The sequence below is a fragment of the Pseudomonas sp. ADAK2 genome, assembly GCF_012935755.1.
In the GTDB taxonomy this organism is placed as follows: domain Bacteria; phylum Pseudomonadota; class Gammaproteobacteria; order Pseudomonadales; family Pseudomonadaceae; genus Aquipseudomonas.
Map to the genome: position 1 here is coordinate 1,399,803 of NZ_CP052862.1, position 17,822 is coordinate 1,417,624.

The 17,822-nt window shown below is 60.1% G+C and carries 19 protein-coding genes; 6 read left to right on the forward strand and 13 right to left on the reverse strand.

Features of this window, described 5'->3' with window-relative positions; translation table 11 throughout:
• Window positions 1-4 precede the first annotated feature (4 nt).
• The 7 genes from HKK52_RS06340 to HKK52_RS06370 are packed head-to-tail and all read right to left on the reverse strand — an operon-like array spanning window position 5 to window position 6,709.
• Entirely contained in the window at window positions 5-841 is an 837-nt protein-coding gene (locus tag HKK52_RS06340) for an amino acid ABC transporter ATP-binding protein (RefSeq protein WP_169370056.1), read from the reverse strand.
• Entirely contained in the window at window positions 828-1,616 is a 789-nt protein-coding gene (locus HKK52_RS06345; RefSeq protein ID WP_169370057.1) for an amino acid ABC transporter permease, read from the reverse strand. The genes HKK52_RS06340 and HKK52_RS06345 overlap by 14 nt, the downstream gene beginning before the upstream one ends.
• Complete coding sequence (locus HKK52_RS06350) at window positions 1,606-2,340, reverse strand: amino acid ABC transporter permease (RefSeq protein WP_169370058.1); 735 nt, start codon at window positions 2,338-2,340, stop codon at window positions 1,606-1,608. Before HKK52_RS06350 ends, HKK52_RS06345 begins: the two co-directional genes overlap by 11 nt.
• The gene (locus HKK52_RS06355; protein ID WP_169370059.1) at window positions 2,337-3,548 is read right to left on the reverse strand and encodes an aminotransferase class I/II-fold pyridoxal phosphate-dependent enzyme; all 1,212 of its coding nucleotides are present in this window, start codon (window positions 3,546-3,548) and stop codon (window positions 2,337-2,339) included. Before HKK52_RS06355 ends, HKK52_RS06350 begins: the two co-directional genes overlap by 4 nt.
• Entirely contained in the window at window positions 3,545-4,969 is a 1,425-nt protein-coding gene (locus HKK52_RS06360) for an FAD-binding oxidoreductase (protein WP_169370060.1), read from the reverse strand. The genes HKK52_RS06355 and HKK52_RS06360 overlap by 4 nt, the downstream gene beginning before the upstream one ends.
• Window positions 4,966-5,817, reverse strand: a complete 852-nt coding sequence (locus HKK52_RS06365) for a transporter substrate-binding domain-containing protein (RefSeq protein ID WP_169370061.1) — start codon at window positions 5,815-5,817, stop codon at window positions 4,966-4,968. The genes HKK52_RS06360 and HKK52_RS06365 overlap by 4 nt, the downstream gene beginning before the upstream one ends.
• 49 nt (window positions 5,818-5,866) lie before the next feature.
• A complete protein-coding gene (locus tag HKK52_RS06370; protein WP_169370062.1) occupies window positions 5,867-6,709 on the reverse strand; it encodes a transporter substrate-binding domain-containing protein in 843 nt (280 codons plus the stop codon).
• A gap of 244 nt (window positions 6,710-6,953) precedes the next feature.
• Here HKK52_RS06370 and HKK52_RS06375 point away from each other — a divergent pair, with 244 nt between their 5' ends.
• Complete coding sequence (locus tag HKK52_RS06375; RefSeq protein WP_169370063.1) at window positions 6,954-7,805, forward strand: LysR substrate-binding domain-containing protein; 852 nt, start codon at window positions 6,954-6,956, stop codon at window positions 7,803-7,805.
• Window positions 7,806-7,973: 168 nt separating this feature from the next.
• Here HKK52_RS06375 and HKK52_RS06380 read toward each other — a convergent pair whose 3' ends face one another.
• Window positions 7,974-8,171 (reverse strand): YbdD/YjiX family protein, encoded by a 198-nt coding sequence (locus tag HKK52_RS06380; RefSeq protein WP_123407681.1) that lies wholly within the window; start codon window positions 8,169-8,171, stop codon window positions 7,974-7,976.
• A gap of 15 nt (window positions 8,172-8,186) precedes the next feature.
• Window positions 8,187-10,244 carry a carbon starvation CstA family protein gene (locus tag HKK52_RS06385; RefSeq protein WP_169370064.1) on the reverse strand — a complete coding sequence of 686 codons (2,058 nt, stop codon included), beginning with the start codon at window positions 10,242-10,244 and terminating at the stop codon, window positions 8,187-8,189.
• A 277-nt stretch (window positions 10,245-10,521) separates the two neighbouring features.
• Here HKK52_RS06385 and HKK52_RS06390 point away from each other — a divergent pair, with 277 nt between their 5' ends.
• Window positions 10,522-11,895: a cache domain-containing protein gene (locus HKK52_RS06390; RefSeq protein WP_169370065.1), complete on the forward strand. Its 1,374-nt coding sequence runs from the start codon at window positions 10,522-10,524 to the stop codon at window positions 11,893-11,895.
• Entirely contained in the window at window positions 11,895-12,527 is a 633-nt protein-coding gene (locus HKK52_RS06395; protein ID WP_169370066.1) for a response regulator, read from the forward strand. The genes HKK52_RS06390 and HKK52_RS06395 overlap by 1 nt, the downstream gene beginning before the upstream one ends.
• Before the next feature lie 335 nt (window positions 12,528-12,862).
• On the opposite strand, the gene HKK52_RS06400 is transcribed toward HKK52_RS06395, so the two are convergent.
• Entirely contained in the window at window positions 12,863-13,078 is a 216-nt protein-coding gene (locus tag HKK52_RS06400) for a TOBE domain-containing protein (protein ID WP_034150404.1), read from the reverse strand.
• 226 nt (window positions 13,079-13,304) lie between these two features.
• Between HKK52_RS06400 and HKK52_RS06405 the strand changes: the two genes are divergently transcribed.
• The 3 genes from HKK52_RS06405 (at window position 13,305) to HKK52_RS06415 (ending at window position 15,202) form a co-directional block, all read left to right on the forward strand.
• Window positions 13,305-14,258, forward strand: coding sequence for an aliphatic sulfonate ABC transporter substrate-binding protein (locus HKK52_RS06405; RefSeq protein WP_169370067.1), 954 nt, complete (start codon window positions 13,305-13,307; stop codon window positions 14,256-14,258).
• 135 nt (window positions 14,259-14,393) lie between these two features.
• The gene (locus HKK52_RS06410; protein WP_169370068.1) at window positions 14,394-14,558 is read left to right on the forward strand and encodes a hypothetical protein; all 165 of its coding nucleotides are present in this window, start codon (window positions 14,394-14,396) and stop codon (window positions 14,556-14,558) included.
• Window positions 14,559-14,611: 53 nt separating this feature from the next.
• The gene (locus HKK52_RS06415; RefSeq protein ID WP_169374191.1) at window positions 14,612-15,202 is read left to right on the forward strand and encodes a helix-turn-helix domain-containing protein; all 591 of its coding nucleotides are present in this window, start codon (window positions 14,612-14,614) and stop codon (window positions 15,200-15,202) included.
• Between the two features lie 77 nt (window positions 15,203-15,279).
• On the opposite strand, the gene HKK52_RS32550 is transcribed toward HKK52_RS06415, so the two are convergent.
• The 3 genes from HKK52_RS32550 to HKK52_RS06430 all read right to left on the reverse strand — a co-directional run bounded on the left by HKK52_RS32550 (window position 15,280) and on the right by HKK52_RS06430 (window position 17,821).
• Window positions 15,280-15,789 carry a hypothetical protein gene (locus tag HKK52_RS32550; RefSeq protein ID WP_169370069.1) on the reverse strand — a complete coding sequence of 170 codons (510 nt, stop codon included), beginning with the start codon at window positions 15,787-15,789 and terminating at the stop codon, window positions 15,280-15,282.
• 276 nt (window positions 15,790-16,065) lie between these two features.
• Complete coding sequence (locus tag HKK52_RS06425) at window positions 16,066-17,049, reverse strand: ABC transporter substrate-binding protein (RefSeq protein WP_169370070.1); 984 nt, start codon at window positions 17,047-17,049, stop codon at window positions 16,066-16,068.
• Window positions 17,042-17,821, reverse strand: coding sequence for an ABC transporter ATP-binding protein (locus HKK52_RS06430; protein ID WP_169370071.1), 780 nt, complete (start codon window positions 17,819-17,821; stop codon window positions 17,042-17,044). Before HKK52_RS06430 ends, HKK52_RS06425 begins: the two co-directional genes overlap by 8 nt.
• Window position 17,822 lies beyond the last annotated feature (1 nt).

Here is a 17,822-nt window from a genome sequence, read left to right on the forward strand (position 1 = left end):
GGTGTTACACGGACAGGCTGTAGCGGCTCAGGTTGGTCAACAGGTACGGATCATTGGCATTTGCCGGGCGACGGCCCGGATCACCCAAGGCATGACGCAGGAATTCCTGGGTGCGTTCGCTGGTGGGGTGCTGGAAGATTTGCGCGGCGCTGCCGTGTTCGACGATCACGCCGTTTTCGGTGAAGTAGACGATGTCGCTGATTTCTTCGGCAAAGCGCATTTCGTGGGTCACCAGCACGCAGGTCATGCCCTCCTCCGTCAGCTCGCGAATCACCGTCAGCACTTCACCGACGGTTTCCGGATCGAGAGCCGAGGTCACTTCGTCGAACAGGATCAGTTCCGGGCGCATGGCCAGGGCACGGGCAATCGCCACCCGCTGCTGCTGGCCCCCGGACAACTGCCCCGGATAGGCATCGGCCTTGTGTTCCATGCGCACTTTGGCCAGCAAGGCCCGGGCGTCTTTCTCGGCGTCGATGCGGCTGCGGCCCAAGACCTTGCGCGGGGCGATCACCAGGTTTTCCAGCACCGACAAATGCGGGAACAGGTTGTACTGCTGGAACACAAAGCCCACGCGTTTACGCAACTCGATGCGCTGGGTTTCCTTGGCCAGGCTGTGCACTTCGGTGGCGCCGACGCGGATGCTGCCGCGCTGGGGCTGCAACAGGCCGGTGATGCAGCGCAGGATGGTCGATTTGCCGGAGCCGGACGGGCCGATGATCGACACGGCCTGGCCGCGATGAACGTCGAGATCGATGCCCTTGAGCACCGGGTTGGCGCCGAACGACAGGTGCAAATCGCGCAGGCTGACCAGGGGCTCGGCGACGGTTTCAATAGAAGGCATAACGTCGCTCCAGGCGTTGGGTCAGTCGGGAAATCGGGTAGCAATAGGCAAAGAACAGCACCAGCAGACTCAGGTAAATCACCACGGTAAAACCGGTCAGGTTCACGGTGTTGCTGGCGATCTGCGCGGTGTCGATCACGTCATGCACGCCCACCAGCGAGGCCAGCGCGGTGCCCATGGTGATCACTGCGTAGAGGTTCATCCACGGCGGCAACATGCGTTTAAAGCACTGCGGCAGGATGATCGAGCGAAAGATCTGCCCACGGGTGAAGGCCAGGGAACGCGCCGCTTCCCATTGGGTGCTGGGGATCGAGCCGATGGCGCCACGGAAGATTTCCGCAACGTTGGCACTCGCCGGCAAGGCCAGGCCGATGGTGACTTTTACCCAGTCCGGGAACGAGACATAGCTGCTGCCGAGCTTGATCTCGAACGGGAACACGTAGGTGGTGAAATAGATCAGCACCAACCACGGCGCGTTACGGAAAATCTGCACCCAAATCTGTGCCGGCAGGCGCAACAACCGCAGCGGCGACACCGCCAGAGCGCCCACCAGCAAGCCGAGGACCGAGCCCAAACCGATCGCCACCAGGCTGATCAGAATGTTCTGGCCAAAACCCACGGCCAGGGCCGGTGACCATTGCAACAAAGCCGTGAACACCGGGCTCTGCGGGGCGAAGTAAAAGAGAAATAACACGACGCCAGCCGCCAGCAACAGTTTGCCAACATGCCGCCGCGGCCAGGCCAGCGGTGCGCTGACGGACGATTCAATGGCCATAGCCGGGCATCCTCAGGCGCGCTTCAAGCAGACGCCCCACACAGTTGACGATAAAACTCAGCAGGCCGAAAAAGCTCAGGATCAGGATCATCAGCTCCAGCACGTTATCGCTCTGAGTCCAGATCATGATCGCCGCGTAGGTGATGTCGCCGACGGCAATCGCCGAAGCGACGGCGGTCATCTTCACCAGGTCGATGAGGTTGTTGATCAGCGACGGCAAGGCAAAACGCAGGGCCAGGGGCAATTGCACATTCCATAGCAACTGGCGGCTGCTGAAGGCCAGGGAACTGGCGGCTTCCATCGTCACCGCCGGCACCGCTTCGATACCGGCGCGCAAGGCTTCGGCGTGGAATGCGCCCTTGTGCAGCGAGATCACAATCACCACCCAGGCGAACGGTGTCAGCGGGTTCGCCGTGCCGACCGCTTGGGTCAGCAACATGTTCAACACCAGGAACGCGCAATACAGCTGCACCAGGGTCGGCGTGTTGCGGGTGACTTCAATGAGGACCCGCGCCGGTCTGGCCAGCCAGGGTTTGCCCGAGGTCAGCATCGCCGCCAGGCCAACACCCGCCAGCAGACTGCCGACGATGGTGAACAGGCACAGCAGCGCGGTGGTCAACGCGCCTTGTTCCAGGGTGCCGCGTTGATAGGCGTCCAGCAGGAAGTTGTAATTGAGACCGAGCCCGGCGGTCCAGTGGACGAACAGCTCCAACAGATGACTCATGCTGCGCCCCGCAATTGGCCGCAGGCGTGGGCGATGCGGCGTCCGGCTTCGGCAACGCTGTCGGTCGCAGTGGCGATGGACAGGCGGAACCACGGCGACAAACCGTAAGCGCTGCCCGCTACGCCGGCGACGCCCTCCTCGAGCAAGTACGCGACGACATCGGCGTCGTTGTTCAGTCGTTCACCATTCGGGCGATGGCGCCCCAACAAGCCTTCGCAGCGGACGAACACGAAGAAGCCGCCCTGGGGTTCGAGCACTTCCAGACCGTCCACTTCACTCAAGGTTTTCACCAGCAGGTCTCGCCGTTGCTGATAGGCCGCCACCTGCTCCGGCAAGAAATCCAGTCCACCGTCAAAGGCTGCCAGCGCCGCGGCTTGTCCGACCGAGGACGCGCCCGAAGTCGATTGCGACTGCACGACTGCCATTGCAGTGGTCAGCGTTTTGGGCCCGGCACCGAAACCGATGCGCCACCCGGTCATGGCATACGTCTTGGAGACACCGCCCACCAACAGGCAACGCGGCTGCAAATCTGGCGCGACGTTAAGCAGGCTCTGCGGTGGTTGGCCGTCGAATCGAATATGTTCGTAAAGCTCATCCAGCAAAATCAGCACCTGCGGATGACGTCGCAGTACTTCAGCCAGCGCCTGCAACTCGGCGGCGCTGTACACCGCGCCGCTCGGGTTGCCGGGGCCGTTGAGAATCAGCCAGCGGGTACGCTCGCCAATGTGTTGCTCAAGTTGTTGTGGCGTCAGCTTGCAGCCCTGTTCCAATCCACACTCGATAAACACCGGTTCACCGCCATTGAAACGCACGCTGTCCGGGAACGACGGCCAGTACGGCATCGGCACCAGCACTTCGTCGCCGTCATCGAGCGTCGCAGCGAAGGCGTTGAAGATGATCTGTTTGGCACCGTTGGCAATCACGATGGATTCCAGCGGGTACTCCAGTTGGTTCTCGCGTTGGAGTTTGCGTTGTACGGCAAGTCTCAGCGCTTTCACGCCGGGCGTTGGCGTGTACTTGGTGGCGCCGGCGGCGATGGCTGCATAGGCGGCTTGCTTGATGTGCTCCGGGGTATCGAAATCCGGCTCGCCGGTGGTCAGGTCGAGGATGTCGCGACCCAACTCACGCAACGCCGTGGCCTGGGATTTGGCGGCGGCATTGGCCGACAGCGACACGCGCTGCACGCATTTGGATAGACGAAGGTTCATGGCGTAACCACCTCCACGACCTTGCCCGGATTGAGCAGGTTTTTCGGGTCCAGCGCGTGCTTGATGCGGCGCATCAGGTCCAGCTCCACCGGGCTTTTGTAGCGATCCAGCAAACCGACCTTGCGCTGGCCGATCCCGTGTTCGGCGCTGATCGAGCCACCGTGGGCATGGGCGCTGTCGTGCACCAACAGGCTGAGTGCCGCGTAATGGGACATGTGCGCCTCAACGGTCGAGTCCAGCGGATGCGCGACGTTGTAATGCAGGTTGCCGTCGCCCAAATGGCCGAAGGTGAAATTCCGCACGCAGGGAAAGTGTTGTTGCAGCAGTGCATCGGTGTGGGCAACGAAGGCGACGACCTGGGAAATCGGCACCGCGATGTCGTGCTTCATATTGCGACCGGCGCGCTTCTGCGCCTCGCTCATGTTTTCCCGCAACAGCCACAGGCCCTCGCTCTGGGCCAGGCTTTCGGCGATCAACGCGTTAGCCAGCAAGTCCTGTTCGAAGGCTTCGCCGAGCACCGTTTCGAAGGCTTCCCGGGCATGGCTTTCGCTGTGGTTGTCGGAGAGTTCCAGCAGCGCAAACCACGGCTGCACGGCGCCGAGAAACGGTTGCGGGCCTTGGGGGAATTGCTCGCGCAGCAACGCCAGGCAATCGGCGCTGAGCAATTCGAACGCGGTGAGGCTGGCGCCAAAACCGGCGCGCGCATGGGAGAGGAATTGCACGGCCTGCGCCAACGAGTCGAACGCCAACAGCGCCGTGGCCTGGGCCTTGGGCAGCGGGAACAGTTTCAGGGTCGCGGCTGTGATAATGCCGAGGGTGCCTTCGCTGCCGATAAACAAATCGCGCAAGTCGTAGCCGGTGTTGTCCTTGCGCAAACCACGCAGGCCATTCCAGATTTCGCCTTGGGCGGTGACCACTTCCAGACCCAGGGTCAGTTCTCGGGTATTGCCATAACGCAGCACTGCGGTGCCGCCGGCGTTGGTGCCGAGGTTGCCGCCAATCGTGCAGCTGCCTTCGGCGCCAAGGCTCAACGGAAACAGGCGTCCGGCGTCACGCGCCACGTCCTGCACCGTTTGCAGAATGCAGCCAGCCTCGACGGTCAGGGTGTCGTTATCCGTATCGACGTTGCGCACGCGGTTCAGGCGATCAAGCAACAGCAACACGGCGCGGCCACTGGCGTCCGGGGTCGCGCCGCCCATCAGACCGGTGTTGCCACCCTGCACCACCACCGGCGTGTCATTGGCCACGCAGGCGCGGACCACCGCCGCCACTTCGTCGGTGTTGGCCGGGTGCACGGCGGCGATCACTTGCCCCACGTAGCGGCCCTGTTTATCCGTCAGGTACGACGCGGCGTCTTCGTTGCTCTGCACATGGTTGGCACCGAGCAATTGCTGCAAGGTCTCGAACAAACCTTGGCTCATGGCTGAACCGCCAATGGCGCAGCGTTGCGATATTGCTCATGCAAGTCACGCAAGGCCTGGGACGGTGCCATGCCGGTGCGTTCGCCCAAGGCAATCAGCCAACCGCTGCGGTGCCAATCGCGGACGATGGCATCGAGTTTGGCCTGGGTATCGTGCTCGCCCTTGCGAATCCAGATCACCGAGTTCGACGGGATCAGATCCCCCGGTAGCGGGATTTCATAACCTGCCCACTCGGCCTCGCTCAACAACGCATGCATGGTCGGGCTGACATGCACCGCCGCCAAGCAACCATTGCCGCGCAATGACAACAACGATTCCGACTGACTGCGGAAGGCCTTGATCTCGGCGCCGTAAGTTTCCTGCAACGGCTTGATGAAGTTGCTGCCCTGGGACACGCACACCGGTTTGCCTTTCAAATCGGCCCACTGGCTGATACCCGCACCTTTGCGAATCAGCGCGGCGCCGCCGACTTCTTCGTACGGCGTCGGCACGTAGTCGAGGATCTCGGCGCGTTCTTCGGTGAACTGCATGTTGGCGATCAGGATGTCGACCTTGCCCTGTTGCAGGAACTGCACGCGGTTCGGTGCGAGGACGGAAACCGTTTTGGTTTCGACCCCGAGTGCCTTGCCGATGCCCTTGGCCAACTCAACGTTGTAGCCCAGGTGTTCGCCGGTCTTCGGGTCGAGGGTGCCGAATGGCGGGCCACTGAGAATTACCCCGACGCTGATGGCGTGGCGTTGCTCGATCTTGTCCAGCGTGGCGTCGGCCTGGGCCAGGCTGGCGACCAGCGCAGCGCACCCGGCCAGGCACAGGGTGGTCAGGGTTCTAGCGGAAAAAAGTGGCTTCATGCACGGCTACCTTGGGCGACGGTCGGTGGAAAACGATGAGGTGCCGGGCTCAGGCGCCATTGGCCTGGAATTGCTTCTGCAACTCGACCAGCGCCGGGGACGCCGGGGTGATGTGGTTGCGGGTCTGGGCTTCGATCAACCAGCCGCTGCGGTGCAGCGCCTTGATGATCGGGTCGAGTCTGGCCTGGGTGTCGTTTTCGCCACGACGGGTCCAGATCACCGACGGCGCCGGATTGAGTTCCGGCTCGATGGCGCGATAGCCCTGCCATTCGGCGGTGTCGGCAATCAATGGGTTGATCAGCGTCGCATCGTGCACGGCGGCGACGCAGTTGTTGCCGCGCAGGGCCAGCAAGGATTCCGACGAGCTCTTGAACGCCTTGATCTCGGCGCCCAACTCGGTCAGCGGCTTGACGTAGCTGCTGCCCTGGGAGGTGCAGACCGGTTGATTCTTCAAATCTTCCCACCGGGTGATCTTGCTGTCCTTGAGCACCGCAGCAGTGCCACCGACGCGGTAGAACGGCGTTGGCACGAAGCCGAGGATCTCGCCGCGCTCGGTGGTCCATTCCATGTTGGCGATCAGCAAATCGACTTTGCCCTGTTGCAGGAACTGCACGCGGTTGGCGGGCAGTACCGGCACCAGTTGCACCTCGGCGCCGAGTTGTCGGCCCAGCTCGTTAGCAAGGTCGACGTTCAAGCCCCGAGGTTTCTGGCTGGTGGGATCGATCCCGCCAAAGGGTCCGCCGGACAGCAGCACGCCGACCACCAACACATGCCGTTGCTCGATCTTGTCGAGGGTGGCATCGGCCTGCGCGGCACTGATGCCGGACAAGGAGATCAAGGCGCCCAGCATTACAGGCAACAATCGTTTTACGGGTGAGCGCTCGAACAACATGGATTTCCCCTCATGGATGATCGGCGTACCCCGACCTGATGAGTGGGCATCCTGGGTACAGCGCTGAGGTAACGGAAATACAAATATCTAATATCGTTATAACTTGCCGTGTTTCCCATCTGTGAAAAAAGCTTATAACCCCGAATTTGTTGCCTCTCACTGTCACCGAATAAAATCCATGGCAAGCAACACATAAAAATATGTAATGTTTAGCTTCCTACCCTTGATATAAAAAGCAGCCCCCATGTCGACCCTCGATCTCGAATTACTGCGCACCTTCATTGCCGTGGTCGATCACCACAGCTTTGCCGAAGCCGGCGCGCAATTGGCCCGCACGCAGTCGTCGGTGACCCAGCACATGCAACGCCTGGAGCAACAGGTGGGCGTAAGTCTGTTCGAGAAGCGTGGGCGGCAAAAGCAGCTCACGGAAGCGGGTCAGCAGTTGCTACGCCATGCCCGGCAGATGCTTTCGCTCAACGATGACGCGCTCAACTCCCTACGTGAAAGCAGCTTGAGCGGCGTGTTGCGCATTGGTTCGCCCCACGACATTGCTGACACCATCCTGCCGCCGATGCTGAGCCACATCGCCCGCTCGGCGCCGCGTTTACGCCTGGAGATCGACGTCGGGCGCAGTCCGTTTTTGATGGACGACTTGCACCGGGGCAAGGTCGATATGGTGATTTCCACCCGCGCCGACCCATCCCTCGAAGGCTTCGCCTTGCGTACTTCGCCGGTGTGGTGGATTTGTTCGGCGCAGTACATTCACAACCCCAACGAACCGTTGCCGCTGATTCTGGTGGATGAGCCAAGCATCTATCGGCGTTATGCGTTGGAGGCGCTGGAGCGGGCGAACATTCCCTGGCGCCAGGCGTACCTGGCGTCGAACCTGATCGGGATCAAAGCTGCGACGCGCGCAGGGTTGGGCGTGACCCCAAGAAGCATGGAAATGCTCGGGCCGGATATGCGGGTATTGGGGGAAAACGATGGGTTGCCGCGATTGCCGGATGTGACGTATCACTTGTGGATTCGGCCGAATACGGTGAATCCGTTGGTGCGGCGGGCTTATGAATTGATCAAGAGCAATCAAGGCCACTGATCAGAACGAGGATCGAACGAACGATAAAAAACCTGTGGCGAGGGAGCTTGCTCCCGCTGGACTGCGCAGCAGTCCCCTCCTCTTTTGGGTGAGGGGGCCGCTTCGCGACCCAGCGGGAGCAAGCTCCCTCGCCACAAGGTCAGTGTCAGGCCTGCAACATCGCGTTGATTAACAACACTTCGGCCCAGCCTTGCTCCCGTAACGCGCTTCCTGACGTTCCCGGAAGAACATCTCATAGCTCATCAGCGGTTTGTCCGGGTGCTTGGTTTGCATATGCTCGACGTAGTTGTCGTAGTCGGGCATGCCGACCATCAGGCGTGCGGCCTGACCGAGGTATTTACCGAGGCGACTCAGGTCATTGAACATGTGGGCAATCCTCGATCAAGCGTCCGGCACAGCCTGGAACGGCGATTCTTTATCCGTACGCTCTTTTGTACCCCAAGCCGCAATACCGACCTTGAGCGCATAGAACAGGATGCTGAACACCACGAACAGGAACAGCGCGGTCAGCGTTGCGTTGGTGTAGGCGTTGTAGATCACGTGCTGCATCTGGTTGATGTCTTTGGCCGGCGCAAGGATCTGGCCGTTGGCCAAGGCGTCGCTGTATTTTTTCGCCAGGGCCAGGAAGCCGATCGCCGGGTTGGCGTCGAACAGCTTGATGAAGCCAGCGGTGGTGGTGCAAATCAGCAACCACGCGGCCGGCAACAAGGTCACCCAGATGTAGCGTTGGCGTTTCATTTTGATCAGCACAACCGTGGCGAGCATCAGCGCGATGCCGGCAAGCATCTGGTTGGAGATGCCGAACAGCGGCCACAAGGTGTTGATGCCGCCGAGTGGATCGATCACGCCTTGGTACAGCAAGTAACCCCACATCGCCACGCAGCCGGCGGTGGCGATCAGGTTGGCGGTCCAGGACTCGGTGCGTTTGAGCGCCGGGACGAAGGAGCCGAGCAGATCCTGAAGCATGAAGCGTCCGGCACGGGTACCGGCATCGACGGCGGTCAGGATAAACAGCGCTTCAAACAGGATCGCGAAGTGGTACCAGAACGCCATGGTGTTTTCACCCGGCAACACGCTGTGCAGGATCTGTGCGATGCCGACTGCCAGGGTCGGGGCGCCGCCAGCGCGGGCCAGCACGGTGGTTTCCCCGATGTCCTTGGCCACTGCTTGCAGCGCTTCCGGAGTAATCGCAAAACCCCAGCTGCTGACGGTTTGTGCCACTTGAATCACATCACCACCGACCACCGCGGCCGGGCTGTTCATGGCGAAGTACACGCCCGGCTCGATCACCGAAGCGGCAACCATGGCCATGATGGCGACGAAGGATTCCATCAACATGCCGCCGTAACCGATGTAACGGGCATGGCCTTCACTGGCGAGCAGTTTCGGCGTGGTGCCGGAGGCGATCAGCGCATGGAAACCCGAGACCGCGCCACAGGCGATGGTGATGAACAGGAACGGGAACAACCCGCCCTTCCACACCGGGCCGGTGCCGTCGATGAATTGGGTCAGCGCCGGCATTTTCAGCTCCGGCATGGTGACCAGGATGCCGACCGCCAACGCGAGGATGGTGCCGATTTTCAGGAAGGTGGAGAGGTAGTCGCGCGGTGCCAGGATCAGCCACACCGGCAATACCGCCGCGACAAAGCCGTAGCCGATCAACATCCAGGTGATTTGCACACCGGTGAAGCTGAAGACCTTGGCCCAGGCTGGATCAGCGGCAATCTGCCCGCCGACGAAAATCGAACCGAGCAGCAACGCCACACCGATCACCGAGATTTCGCCGATGCGACCCGGGCGGATGTAGCGCATGTACACGCCCATGAACATCGCGATCGGGATGGTCGCCATCACGGTGAACATGCCCCACGGGCTATCGGCCAGGGCCTTGACCACGATCAGCGCCAGCACCGCAAGGATGATGATCATGATCAGGAAGCAGCCGAACAGCGCGATGGTGCCGGGGATGCGGCCCATTTCTTCACGGACCATGTCGCCCAGGGAGCGACCGTTGCGGCGGGTGGACATGAACAGGACCATGAAGTCCTGAACCGCACCGGCAAAGACCACACCGGCAATCAGCCACAGCGTGCCGGGCAGGTAGCCCATCTGCGCCGCCAACACCGGACCGACCAGAGGCCCCGCGCCAGCAATTGCCGCGAAGTGGTGACCGAAGAGGATGTGTTTGTTGGTCGGCACATAGTCCAGACCATCGTTATTGAGTACGGCGGGAGTGGCCCGATTGGGATCGAGCTGCATCACCCTGTTGGCGATGAACAGGCTGTAATAGCGGTAGGCAACAAGGTAAATGGCGGTGGCGGCGACGACAATCCAGAGGGCGTTGATCGCTTCGCCGCGGCGCAGGGCCACGACACTCAGCGCAATCGCTCCAATGACAGCCACGACAAACCAGGCGAGGTGTTTAACCAGACGGGTCATTGCGTGTCTCCTGCCGGCAGTCCGATAGGCCGCGGCGATAATTTTTATAATGGTGCCCGTTATGCGAGCCCGCCTAATATCCGCGCATGTCGCCAGCAGCGGAATCCGCAGTACTACGTAAGGCCCTTCTACGTAGTACTACGCAGACCGGCTCTATCCATTAGTCCGACGGCACTTTGCGCTGGCGAAGTGCAGGTCTTTTTGGCCTATCATGCCCCCACCACGCCACCCGCCAACGGCCCTGCCGCACCGTCGCCCGGTCTGGACAGGAGTAGATATGCAGCTCAAACACAAAATCGTTGCCCTGGGCATCCTGCCGCTGATCCTGGCGATTGCAGTGATTTGCGCCTTGGTGATTTTCCAGAACCGACAACTGGGCGAGCAGCAGGCGCAGTTGATCGAAGACAGCATTCTCGCCAGCAAACGCGCCGAGCTGAAAAACTACGTGGAAATGGCCAAGAGCCTGATCGAGCCACTGTATGACGATGGCCACGGCGATGCGGTGGCGCAGCAGCGGGTGCTCGAAGAACTGCGAAAACTCAGTTTCGGCGTCGATGGCTACTTCTTCGTCTACGACCGCCAGGGCCGCAGCCTGATGCACGCGCGGCAATCCGAACTGGTCGGCAAATACCTCTGGGACATGACCGACCCCCACGGCTTGCCGGTGATCCAGGCCTTGCTGAAAAGCGCCGAATCCGGCGCCGGGTTCCAACGCTACGCCTGGAAAAAACCCTCGACCGGCGCGGTCACCGACAAACTCGCCTACGTGGTGATGCTGGATCGCTGGGGCTGGATGCTCGGCACCGGCATCTACCTCGAAGACGTCGAACAGGCCACCCAACAAGCCCGGGACGAAGTCGCCCATGGCATCCACGGCACCATGCTGGCGATTGCGGCGGTGGCGCTGATTGCCGTGCTGCTGGTGTTTATCAGCGGCATGACCCTGAACGTCAGCGAGCATCGCCTGGCCGACAAAAAACTGCAGCGCCTCAACCAACGCATCGTCAGCTTGCAGGAAGAGGAACGCTCACGGGTTTCCCGAGAATTGCATGACGGCATCAGCCAGTTACTGGTGTCGATCAAGTTTCAATTTGAGTTGGCCAGTCATTTGATCGAGGCCGGTCGGGACAACGGTTTGAACATTTTGCGCGAAGCCACCGAGCGCCTCGGAAGTGCCATCGGCGAGGTGCGGAGCATTTCCCATGACTTGCGTTCATCGCTGCTCGACACCCTGGGCCTGCCCGCCGCCATCGGGCAACTGGCCGCCGAGTTCCAGCAGCGCAGTGGTTTGCAGGTCAATTATCAAAGCGACCTGATCGACTGCGATCTGGTGGACGGTGCCGCCGTCGCCGTATTCCGCATCGCCCAGGAGGGGCTGACCAACATCGAACGACATGCCCAGGCCAGCACAGTGTCGATCACACTGCAGGGTTCGCCGCAGGCCTTGCGATTGATCGTGGTCGATGACGGCATCGGTTTTAACGTCAATCGGGTTGACCGCCTTAATGCCGGTATCGGCTTGCGCAATATCCGTGAACGGGTCGAGCACTTTGGTGGCCGACTCGACCTGCATTCGACGCCGGGGCGCAGTGAGCTGAATGTGCTGCTGCCCCTGAGCGAGACGGCCAACACAATAAGAGAAATGACTTGATGAGCCTGCCCTTCCCGATCCGTGTCGCCCTGGTCGACGATCATTCCCTGGTGCGCGACGGCATTCGTGCCTTGCTGGCGGTGGTGGACTTCCTCGCCATCGTCGGTGAAGCGGACAGCGGTGCGAGCGCGGTGGCAATGGTCCGCGATACCCAGCCCGATTTGCTGTTGGTGGATATTGGTCTCAAGGACATGAACGGCCTGGAACTGACCCGGTTGCTGCGCCGCGAACACCCGTCGATCAAGATCCTGATCCTCAGCATGTACGACAACAATGAATACGTGAGCGAGTCAGTACGCTCGGGCGCCAGTGGTTATGTGCTGAAGAACTCCCCATCTCGGGAAATCATCGCGGCGATTGAAGCGATTGCCAGTGGCGGGACGTTCTACAGTGCGGAAATCGCGCAGAAACTGGCGGCGGACCGGCCGACCGACAACGAACTGACCCCGCGTGAGAGCGAGGTGCTGTGCAAGATGGTGTTGGGGCTGAACAACAAGGAAATGGCGCGCGAACTGGATATCAGCGTGCGCACGGTGGAAACCCATCGGCTGAGCATTCGGCGCAAACTCAACATCGACAAACCGGCGGCGTTGCTCAACTACGCGATTGAACGCGGACTGATTTCCCGCTAACCGTACGCAATCTGTAGCAGCTGTCGAAGCCTGCGTTCGCTTGTAGCAGCTGCCGAAACACTGCGTTCGCTTGTAGCAGCTGCCGAAACACTGTTCGCTTGTAGCAGCTGCCGAGGCACGAGGCTGCGTTCGGCTGCACAGCAGTCGTAAAACCTGAGCATGCGGATTTCCTGACACACCGCGTCGCCTGATTTTACGACTGCTGCGCAGCCGAACGCAGCCTCGCAAGCTCGACAGCTGCTACAAGCGAACGCAGCCTCGTGCCTCGGCAGCTGCTACAAGCGAACAGTGTTTCGGCAGCTGCGACAAAAAGCGTGTTTTGCGCGGACTCCAAATCAGAGCTTGGCAATCGACACTTCAGTCGACTTCACGAACGCAATCACTTCACTGCCAATCTTCAATTCCAGATCGCGCACGGAACGGGTAGTGATCACCGATGTGACGATGCCGGACGCGGTTTGCACGTCGATTTCCGAGACCACTTCGCCTTCCAGGATTTCCTTGATAACGCCTTTGAACTGGTTACGAACGTTGATCGCTTTGATGGTCATGTTGAGGCTTCCTGTCTGAGGTGGGGCAAAACCGCACTGAGGTGCAGGCCTTCAAAATGCACCGGCGGAAGCGATAACAAAAGGAATAAATAACGATTTATATATTCCTATATCGCATATGCAAACCCCCTAAGCTAAGACCCAAAAATTATTTAAGGAATAATTCTTAGAACCCTATGCTCATGACAGATAGCCACCTTCTCCTCCGCTAACTGTCGAGCTGATCATGTCAAAACCCATAAAGAACGCTGTCTTCGCCGGCCTGGTTGTCGCACTGGCTTTGTCCTTCACGCTGACGGCCCAGGCCCGGGAAACCGTGCGCATCGGCTACCAGAAGTCATCGACCCTCATCACCCTGCTGAAAACCCAGGGCACCCTGGAAAAGACTCTCGCGCAGAACAACATTGACGTCACCTGGCATGAGTTCTCCAGTGGCTTGCCGCTGCTGGAAGCGTTGAATGTCGGCAATGTCGATATCAGCGCCGACGTGGCCGATACCGTGCCGATCTTCGCCCAGGCCGCGCAGGCCAAATTGACCTACTTCGCCGAGGAAGCACCCTCACCTTCAGCCCAGGCAATCGTGGTGCGCAAGGACTCGCCGTTGCAGCAACTGGCGGATCTTAAAGGCAAGAAAGTCGCGGTGACCAAAGCGGCAGGCTCGCACTATTTACTGATCGCTGCGCTGAACAAGGCCGGGTTGAAGTTTTCCGATATCGAACCGGCCTATCTGTCACCCGCCGATGGCCGTGCGGCCTTCGAGAACAACAAGGTCGACGCCTGGGTCACCTGGGAACCCTTCCTCAGCGGCGTGCAACGCCAACTGCCGACCCGCACCCTAACTGACGGCACCGGCCTGGCCAGTTACAAGCGCTACTACCTGACCAGCAACACCTACGCCAAAGAGCACCCGCAAGTCCTGAAGCTGGTTTATGAGCAGTTGCACAAGGCGGGCGACTGGGTGAAGCACAACCCGCGTGACGCCGCACAGGTGCTGGGCCCGCTATGGGGCAACCTGGATGTGGAAACCGTCGAGACCGCCAATGCCCATCGCAGTTATCAGGTGCAACCGGTGAAAGCCGATCAGTTGGGCGAGCAGCAAAAAATCGCCGATGCATTTTTCGCCGAGGGTTTGTTGCCCAAAGCGGTGGATGCCAAAGACGTCGAGATCTGGAAACCCTAGTTCCCATGGCCTCACTTTAAGCAGACCACTAAAGAACTAAAACGAATTAATAAATACAAAATCAGTATTTATCGTTATAAAAATATCCGCGTATGGTCAGCTCATCCCGTCATTCATTACACAGTGAAGTGCCCCATGAATCCGACTGACAACCTCATCGACTTCGCCAGCTACCGCAAACGCAAACAGGCTCAGCAACGGGCACGGGCCATGTGGGAAATGTACGCACGCAACGCCGGCTTACAGGCCTATCAGTGGGTGCAAGCAGCCCAACTGGCCACCGAGACGCGTCACGCGTGAACGGGCAGCAACCCTCGCGCTTTCTGGCGAGCGCCGATGAACCCGTGCTGGATTTGAATAACCTGGAATCTCTGGAAGAAGACCCGATCTGCGATCGCGTCGCACAGAACCTGCAACGCCTGCGCGGCAAGCGGCATCTGTCCCTCGATGCCCTCGCCCGCCAGTGCGGTGTGAGCCGGGCGATGCTGGCGCAGATCGAATCCGGACGCAGCGTGCCGTCGATCAAAGTGCTGTGCAAAATCGCCAAGGGCTTGAAGGTTTCGGTGGCGGCGTTTCTGGAGCATCGGGCTTTCGAAGGCGTGGCGGTGTTGTCGGCGAACCAGAGCAAACGGCTGGTGAGTGCCAGCGGCGCGTTTGTAAGCCGGGCGCTGTTTCCGTTCGACGTGGCGCGCCAATCGGAGTTTTACGAACTGCGCTTGAGCCCACTGGGTGAGGACATTTCCGAGGGCCATGGCCCCGGCGTACAGGAGAACCTGGTGGTGTCGCAAGGCGTGCTGGAAATCAGCGTCAACGATGAACGTTACCTGCTTTCCACAGGCGACTCGATTCTGTTTTATGCCGACCAGCCGCACCGCTATCGCAACCCCGCCGACAGCGAGGCGGTGGCGTATCTGGTCGTGACTTACCCCGAACGCCTGGACTGACGGCTCCTACAAAAAGCAAAAGCACATTAAAAAGCCCGGCTAATTCGCATTAGCCGGGCTTTTTCAATGGCGATGGATCAGCAGGTGCAGCACATCAACGGCATGCCGTTGCAGCTCATCATCATCGGCATGCTGCAGTCGTTCATCATTTTCATCATCAGGGTGCAGCAGCTTTTCATCATGTCCATGTTCATGCCAGCCATCGGCATGATTTTGCACATCATGCCGTCGTCCATCAGGGTGCATTCCATCACGCACTTCATCGATGGCATCGGCATGCCCATCATCGGCATCGGCATCATCATGTTCATCATTGGCATGGCCATGGCCGCCGGGGACATGCACATCATGCTCATGTTGCCGCAATGCATCATCATCGGCATGCCGCAGTTCATCATCATCTGCATCATTTCAGCGCTGTTCTTGAACATCGCCATGTCCATGCCAGCGGCCGGCATCATCTTGCACATCATGCCGTCGTCCATCATGTCGCAGCTCATGGTCGCCATCATCATCGGCATGCCCATCATCGGCATCATTGGCATGTTGGCGTTCATCGGCATTTGCATCTGCATGGCGTTCATCATGGTGGTGTTCCCCGAAGGTTCGATAGGTGGACGAAGCTGATGGGGAGGATTCTAAGGATTGGCCAACACGCGGCAAGATGGCGATCAAACAGCCGGAATGCATGCTCAAGCGACTTTAAACAGGTGGGTGGAACGGGATTATCCGCTGCTGCGAACATTCAGCTTTCATTGCAGATGAGATACAAACTGGAGCGCGTTTCTCTCGGTTATCGATATGCGATGCGAACCTATATAAATAACCGAAAGAAATAATCGATCTAACGCTGGCGCAGATTCTTACTGACTGGAAAACACCTGCGCATCGGTGAACTTTTCCACGTCGACGCGATGGGGAAAGATCTTCTTCTCCACGAACAAATCATCAACCTGCTGCAACGCCTGTACATCCCGCGCCTCGATCGGCATTAGCGACTCATCACCCCAGCTGCGCAGCCGCTGCGAGACTTCCAGCGACACATCGTTGACCTTGGCGAACACCCGCGCGTATTCATCGGGATTCTGCCGCGCCCATTCGAAGGCCTTGGCGAAACGCTGCAACACATCGCTCAACGCTTGGCGCTTGAGCGTGTCGGTCAGCACTTCATCGGAAGCGGTGATAAACGTCAGCCCGGTGTTGATCCCCTCGCCGCTGACCAGCACCCGGGCGCCCTGCTGCTCAGCAAATGCCTGGTAGATGCCGAACGTAGCCCAGGCTTCGATCTTGCCGGCGTTGAACGCCGCCAGGGCGTCGGTGGGCAGGACGAAACCGACGTTGACGTCTTTCTCATCGACCCCTGCGTTGGCCAAGGCGCGGATCAACAGGTATTGGGAAATGCTGCCCCGCGCCGACGACACCACCACGTTGCGACCTTTCAGATCGGCGACGCTGTGAATCGGTGAGTCGTGCGGGACGAGAATGGCGATTCCTCGCGATTGACTGCGCCGTACCGCGACAATGCGCAACGGCGTGCCACCGGTGGCCGCCGCGAGTACCGGCGTATCCCCCGCCGGCCCCAGATCCACCGCCCCGGCACGCAACGCTTCGAACAGCGGCGCGGCGCCCTGGAAGTTGGCCCATTGGACCTTGTACGGAATGCCCTCCAGCGCATTCGCCGCCTCGACTACCGTGCGCAGTCCCTTGGCTTGATCGCCGAGGATCAGCGTGACGCTGGACAGGTCGGCCTGGTTTTTTGACTCGATGGCGTCACCGCAGCCGCTGAGCAACAGCGCTGCACCTGAGAGCAACACCATCGCCGATTTCCATAAACGTCGATCACGCATGGGCAAACCGCCGGATCGCAGACTGACGCTCAACCACCGCCGCAGTTTCCACTTCGACGCCCAACAGGCTCAGCAACCGTGCGCGAATGGCCTGGAAACCGTCCTGCCCGGTGTCGCGGGCGCGGGGCAGATCGATGGTCAATTGCTCGGCAATCTTGCCGTTGGCCAGCACGATGACCCGGTCGGCCAGCAGGATCGCTTCGTCCACATCGTGGGTCACCAGCAGCACCGCCGGCGTGTGTTTGCGCCACAACTCGATGATCAGCCGATGCATCTTGATTCGGGTCAGGGCATCAAGGGCAGCGAACGGTTCGTCGAGCAGCAACAGCTTGGGTTCGCGCACCAGGCCACGGGCCAACGCGACCCGCTGGGCTTCGCCACCAGAGAGGGTCGCCGGGTAGGCTTCCAGCCGATGGGCCAGCCCGACTTCGGTCAGGGCCTGCACCGCGCGGGCCTTGGCATCCGGGATGTGCAGGCCGAGGATTACGTTTTTCCAGGCACGTTTCCACGGCATCAAGCGCGGTTCCTGGAACACGGCGGCCCGGGCCTTGGGCACCAATAACTGGCCACTGTCGATACTGTCGAGCCCGGCCAGGCTACGCAGCAACGTGGTTTTTCCGGAACCGCTGGCCCCGAGCAGCGCCACGAATTCGCCGGGCGCGATGTCCAGATCAAGTCCATCGATAACCCGTTGCTGGCCGAACTGGCGCACCACATTACGCAGTTGCACCGGTGCTTCTGATTGCAGGTTTTTCGCTGCAAGAGTCGACATG

What these genes read in the sequence shown, in the direction of transcription:
- HKK52_RS06340 (WP_169370056.1), bottom strand. Translation starts at nt 841, where the DNA reads ATGCCTTCTATTGAAACCGTCGCCGAGCCCCTGGTCAGCCTGCGCGAT.
- HKK52_RS06345 (WP_169370057.1), bottom strand. Translation starts at nt 1,616, where the DNA reads ATGGCCATTGAATCGTCCGTCAGCGCACCGCTGGCCTGGCCGCGGCGG.
- HKK52_RS06350 (WP_169370058.1), bottom strand. Translation starts at nt 2,340, where the DNA reads ATGAGTCATCTGTTGGAGCTGTTCGTCCACTGGACCGCCGGGCTCGGT.
- HKK52_RS06355 (WP_169370059.1), bottom strand. Translation starts at nt 3,548, where the DNA reads ATGAACCTTCGTCTATCCAAATGCGTGCAGCGCGTGTCGCTGTCGGCC.
- HKK52_RS06360 (WP_169370060.1), bottom strand. Translation starts at nt 4,969, where the DNA reads ATGAGCCAAGGTTTGTTCGAGACCTTGCAGCAATTGCTCGGTGCCAAC.
- HKK52_RS06365 (WP_169370061.1), bottom strand. Translation starts at nt 5,817, where the DNA reads ATGAAGCCACTTTTTTCCGCTAGAACCCTGACCACCCTGTGCCTGGCC.
- HKK52_RS06370 (WP_169370062.1), bottom strand. Translation starts at nt 6,709, where the DNA reads ATGTTGTTCGAGCGCTCACCCGTAAAACGATTGTTGCCTGTAATGCTG.
- HKK52_RS06375 (WP_169370063.1), top strand. Translation starts at nt 6,954, where the DNA reads ATGTCGACCCTCGATCTCGAATTACTGCGCACCTTCATTGCCGTGGTC.
- HKK52_RS06380 (WP_123407681.1), bottom strand. Translation starts at nt 8,171, where the DNA reads ATGTTCAATGACCTGAGTCGCCTCGGTAAATACCTCGGTCAGGCCGCA.
- HKK52_RS06385 (WP_169370064.1), bottom strand. Translation starts at nt 10,244, where the DNA reads ATGACCCGTCTGGTTAAACACCTCGCCTGGTTTGTCGTGGCTGTCATT.
- HKK52_RS06390 (WP_169370065.1), top strand. Translation starts at nt 10,522, where the DNA reads ATGCAGCTCAAACACAAAATCGTTGCCCTGGGCATCCTGCCGCTGATC.
- HKK52_RS06395 (WP_169370066.1), top strand. Translation starts at nt 11,895, where the DNA reads ATGAGCCTGCCCTTCCCGATCCGTGTCGCCCTGGTCGACGATCATTCC.
- HKK52_RS06400 (WP_034150404.1), bottom strand. Translation starts at nt 13,078, where the DNA reads ATGACCATCAAAGCGATCAACGTTCGTAACCAGTTCAAAGGCGTTATC.
- HKK52_RS06405 (WP_169370067.1), top strand. Translation starts at nt 13,305, where the DNA reads ATGTCAAAACCCATAAAGAACGCTGTCTTCGCCGGCCTGGTTGTCGCA.
- HKK52_RS06410 (WP_169370068.1), top strand. Translation starts at nt 14,394, where the DNA reads ATGAATCCGACTGACAACCTCATCGACTTCGCCAGCTACCGCAAACGC.
- HKK52_RS32550 (WP_169370069.1), bottom strand. Translation starts at nt 15,789, where the DNA reads ATGATGAACGCCATGCAGATGCAAATGCCGATGAACGCCAACATGCCA.
- HKK52_RS06425 (WP_169370070.1), bottom strand. Translation starts at nt 17,049, where the DNA reads ATGCGTGATCGACGTTTATGGAAATCGGCGATGGTGTTGCTCTCAGGT.
- HKK52_RS06430 (WP_169370071.1), bottom strand. Translation starts at nt 17,821, where the DNA reads ATGTCGACTCTTGCAGCGAAAAACCTGCAATCAGAAGCACCGGTGCAA.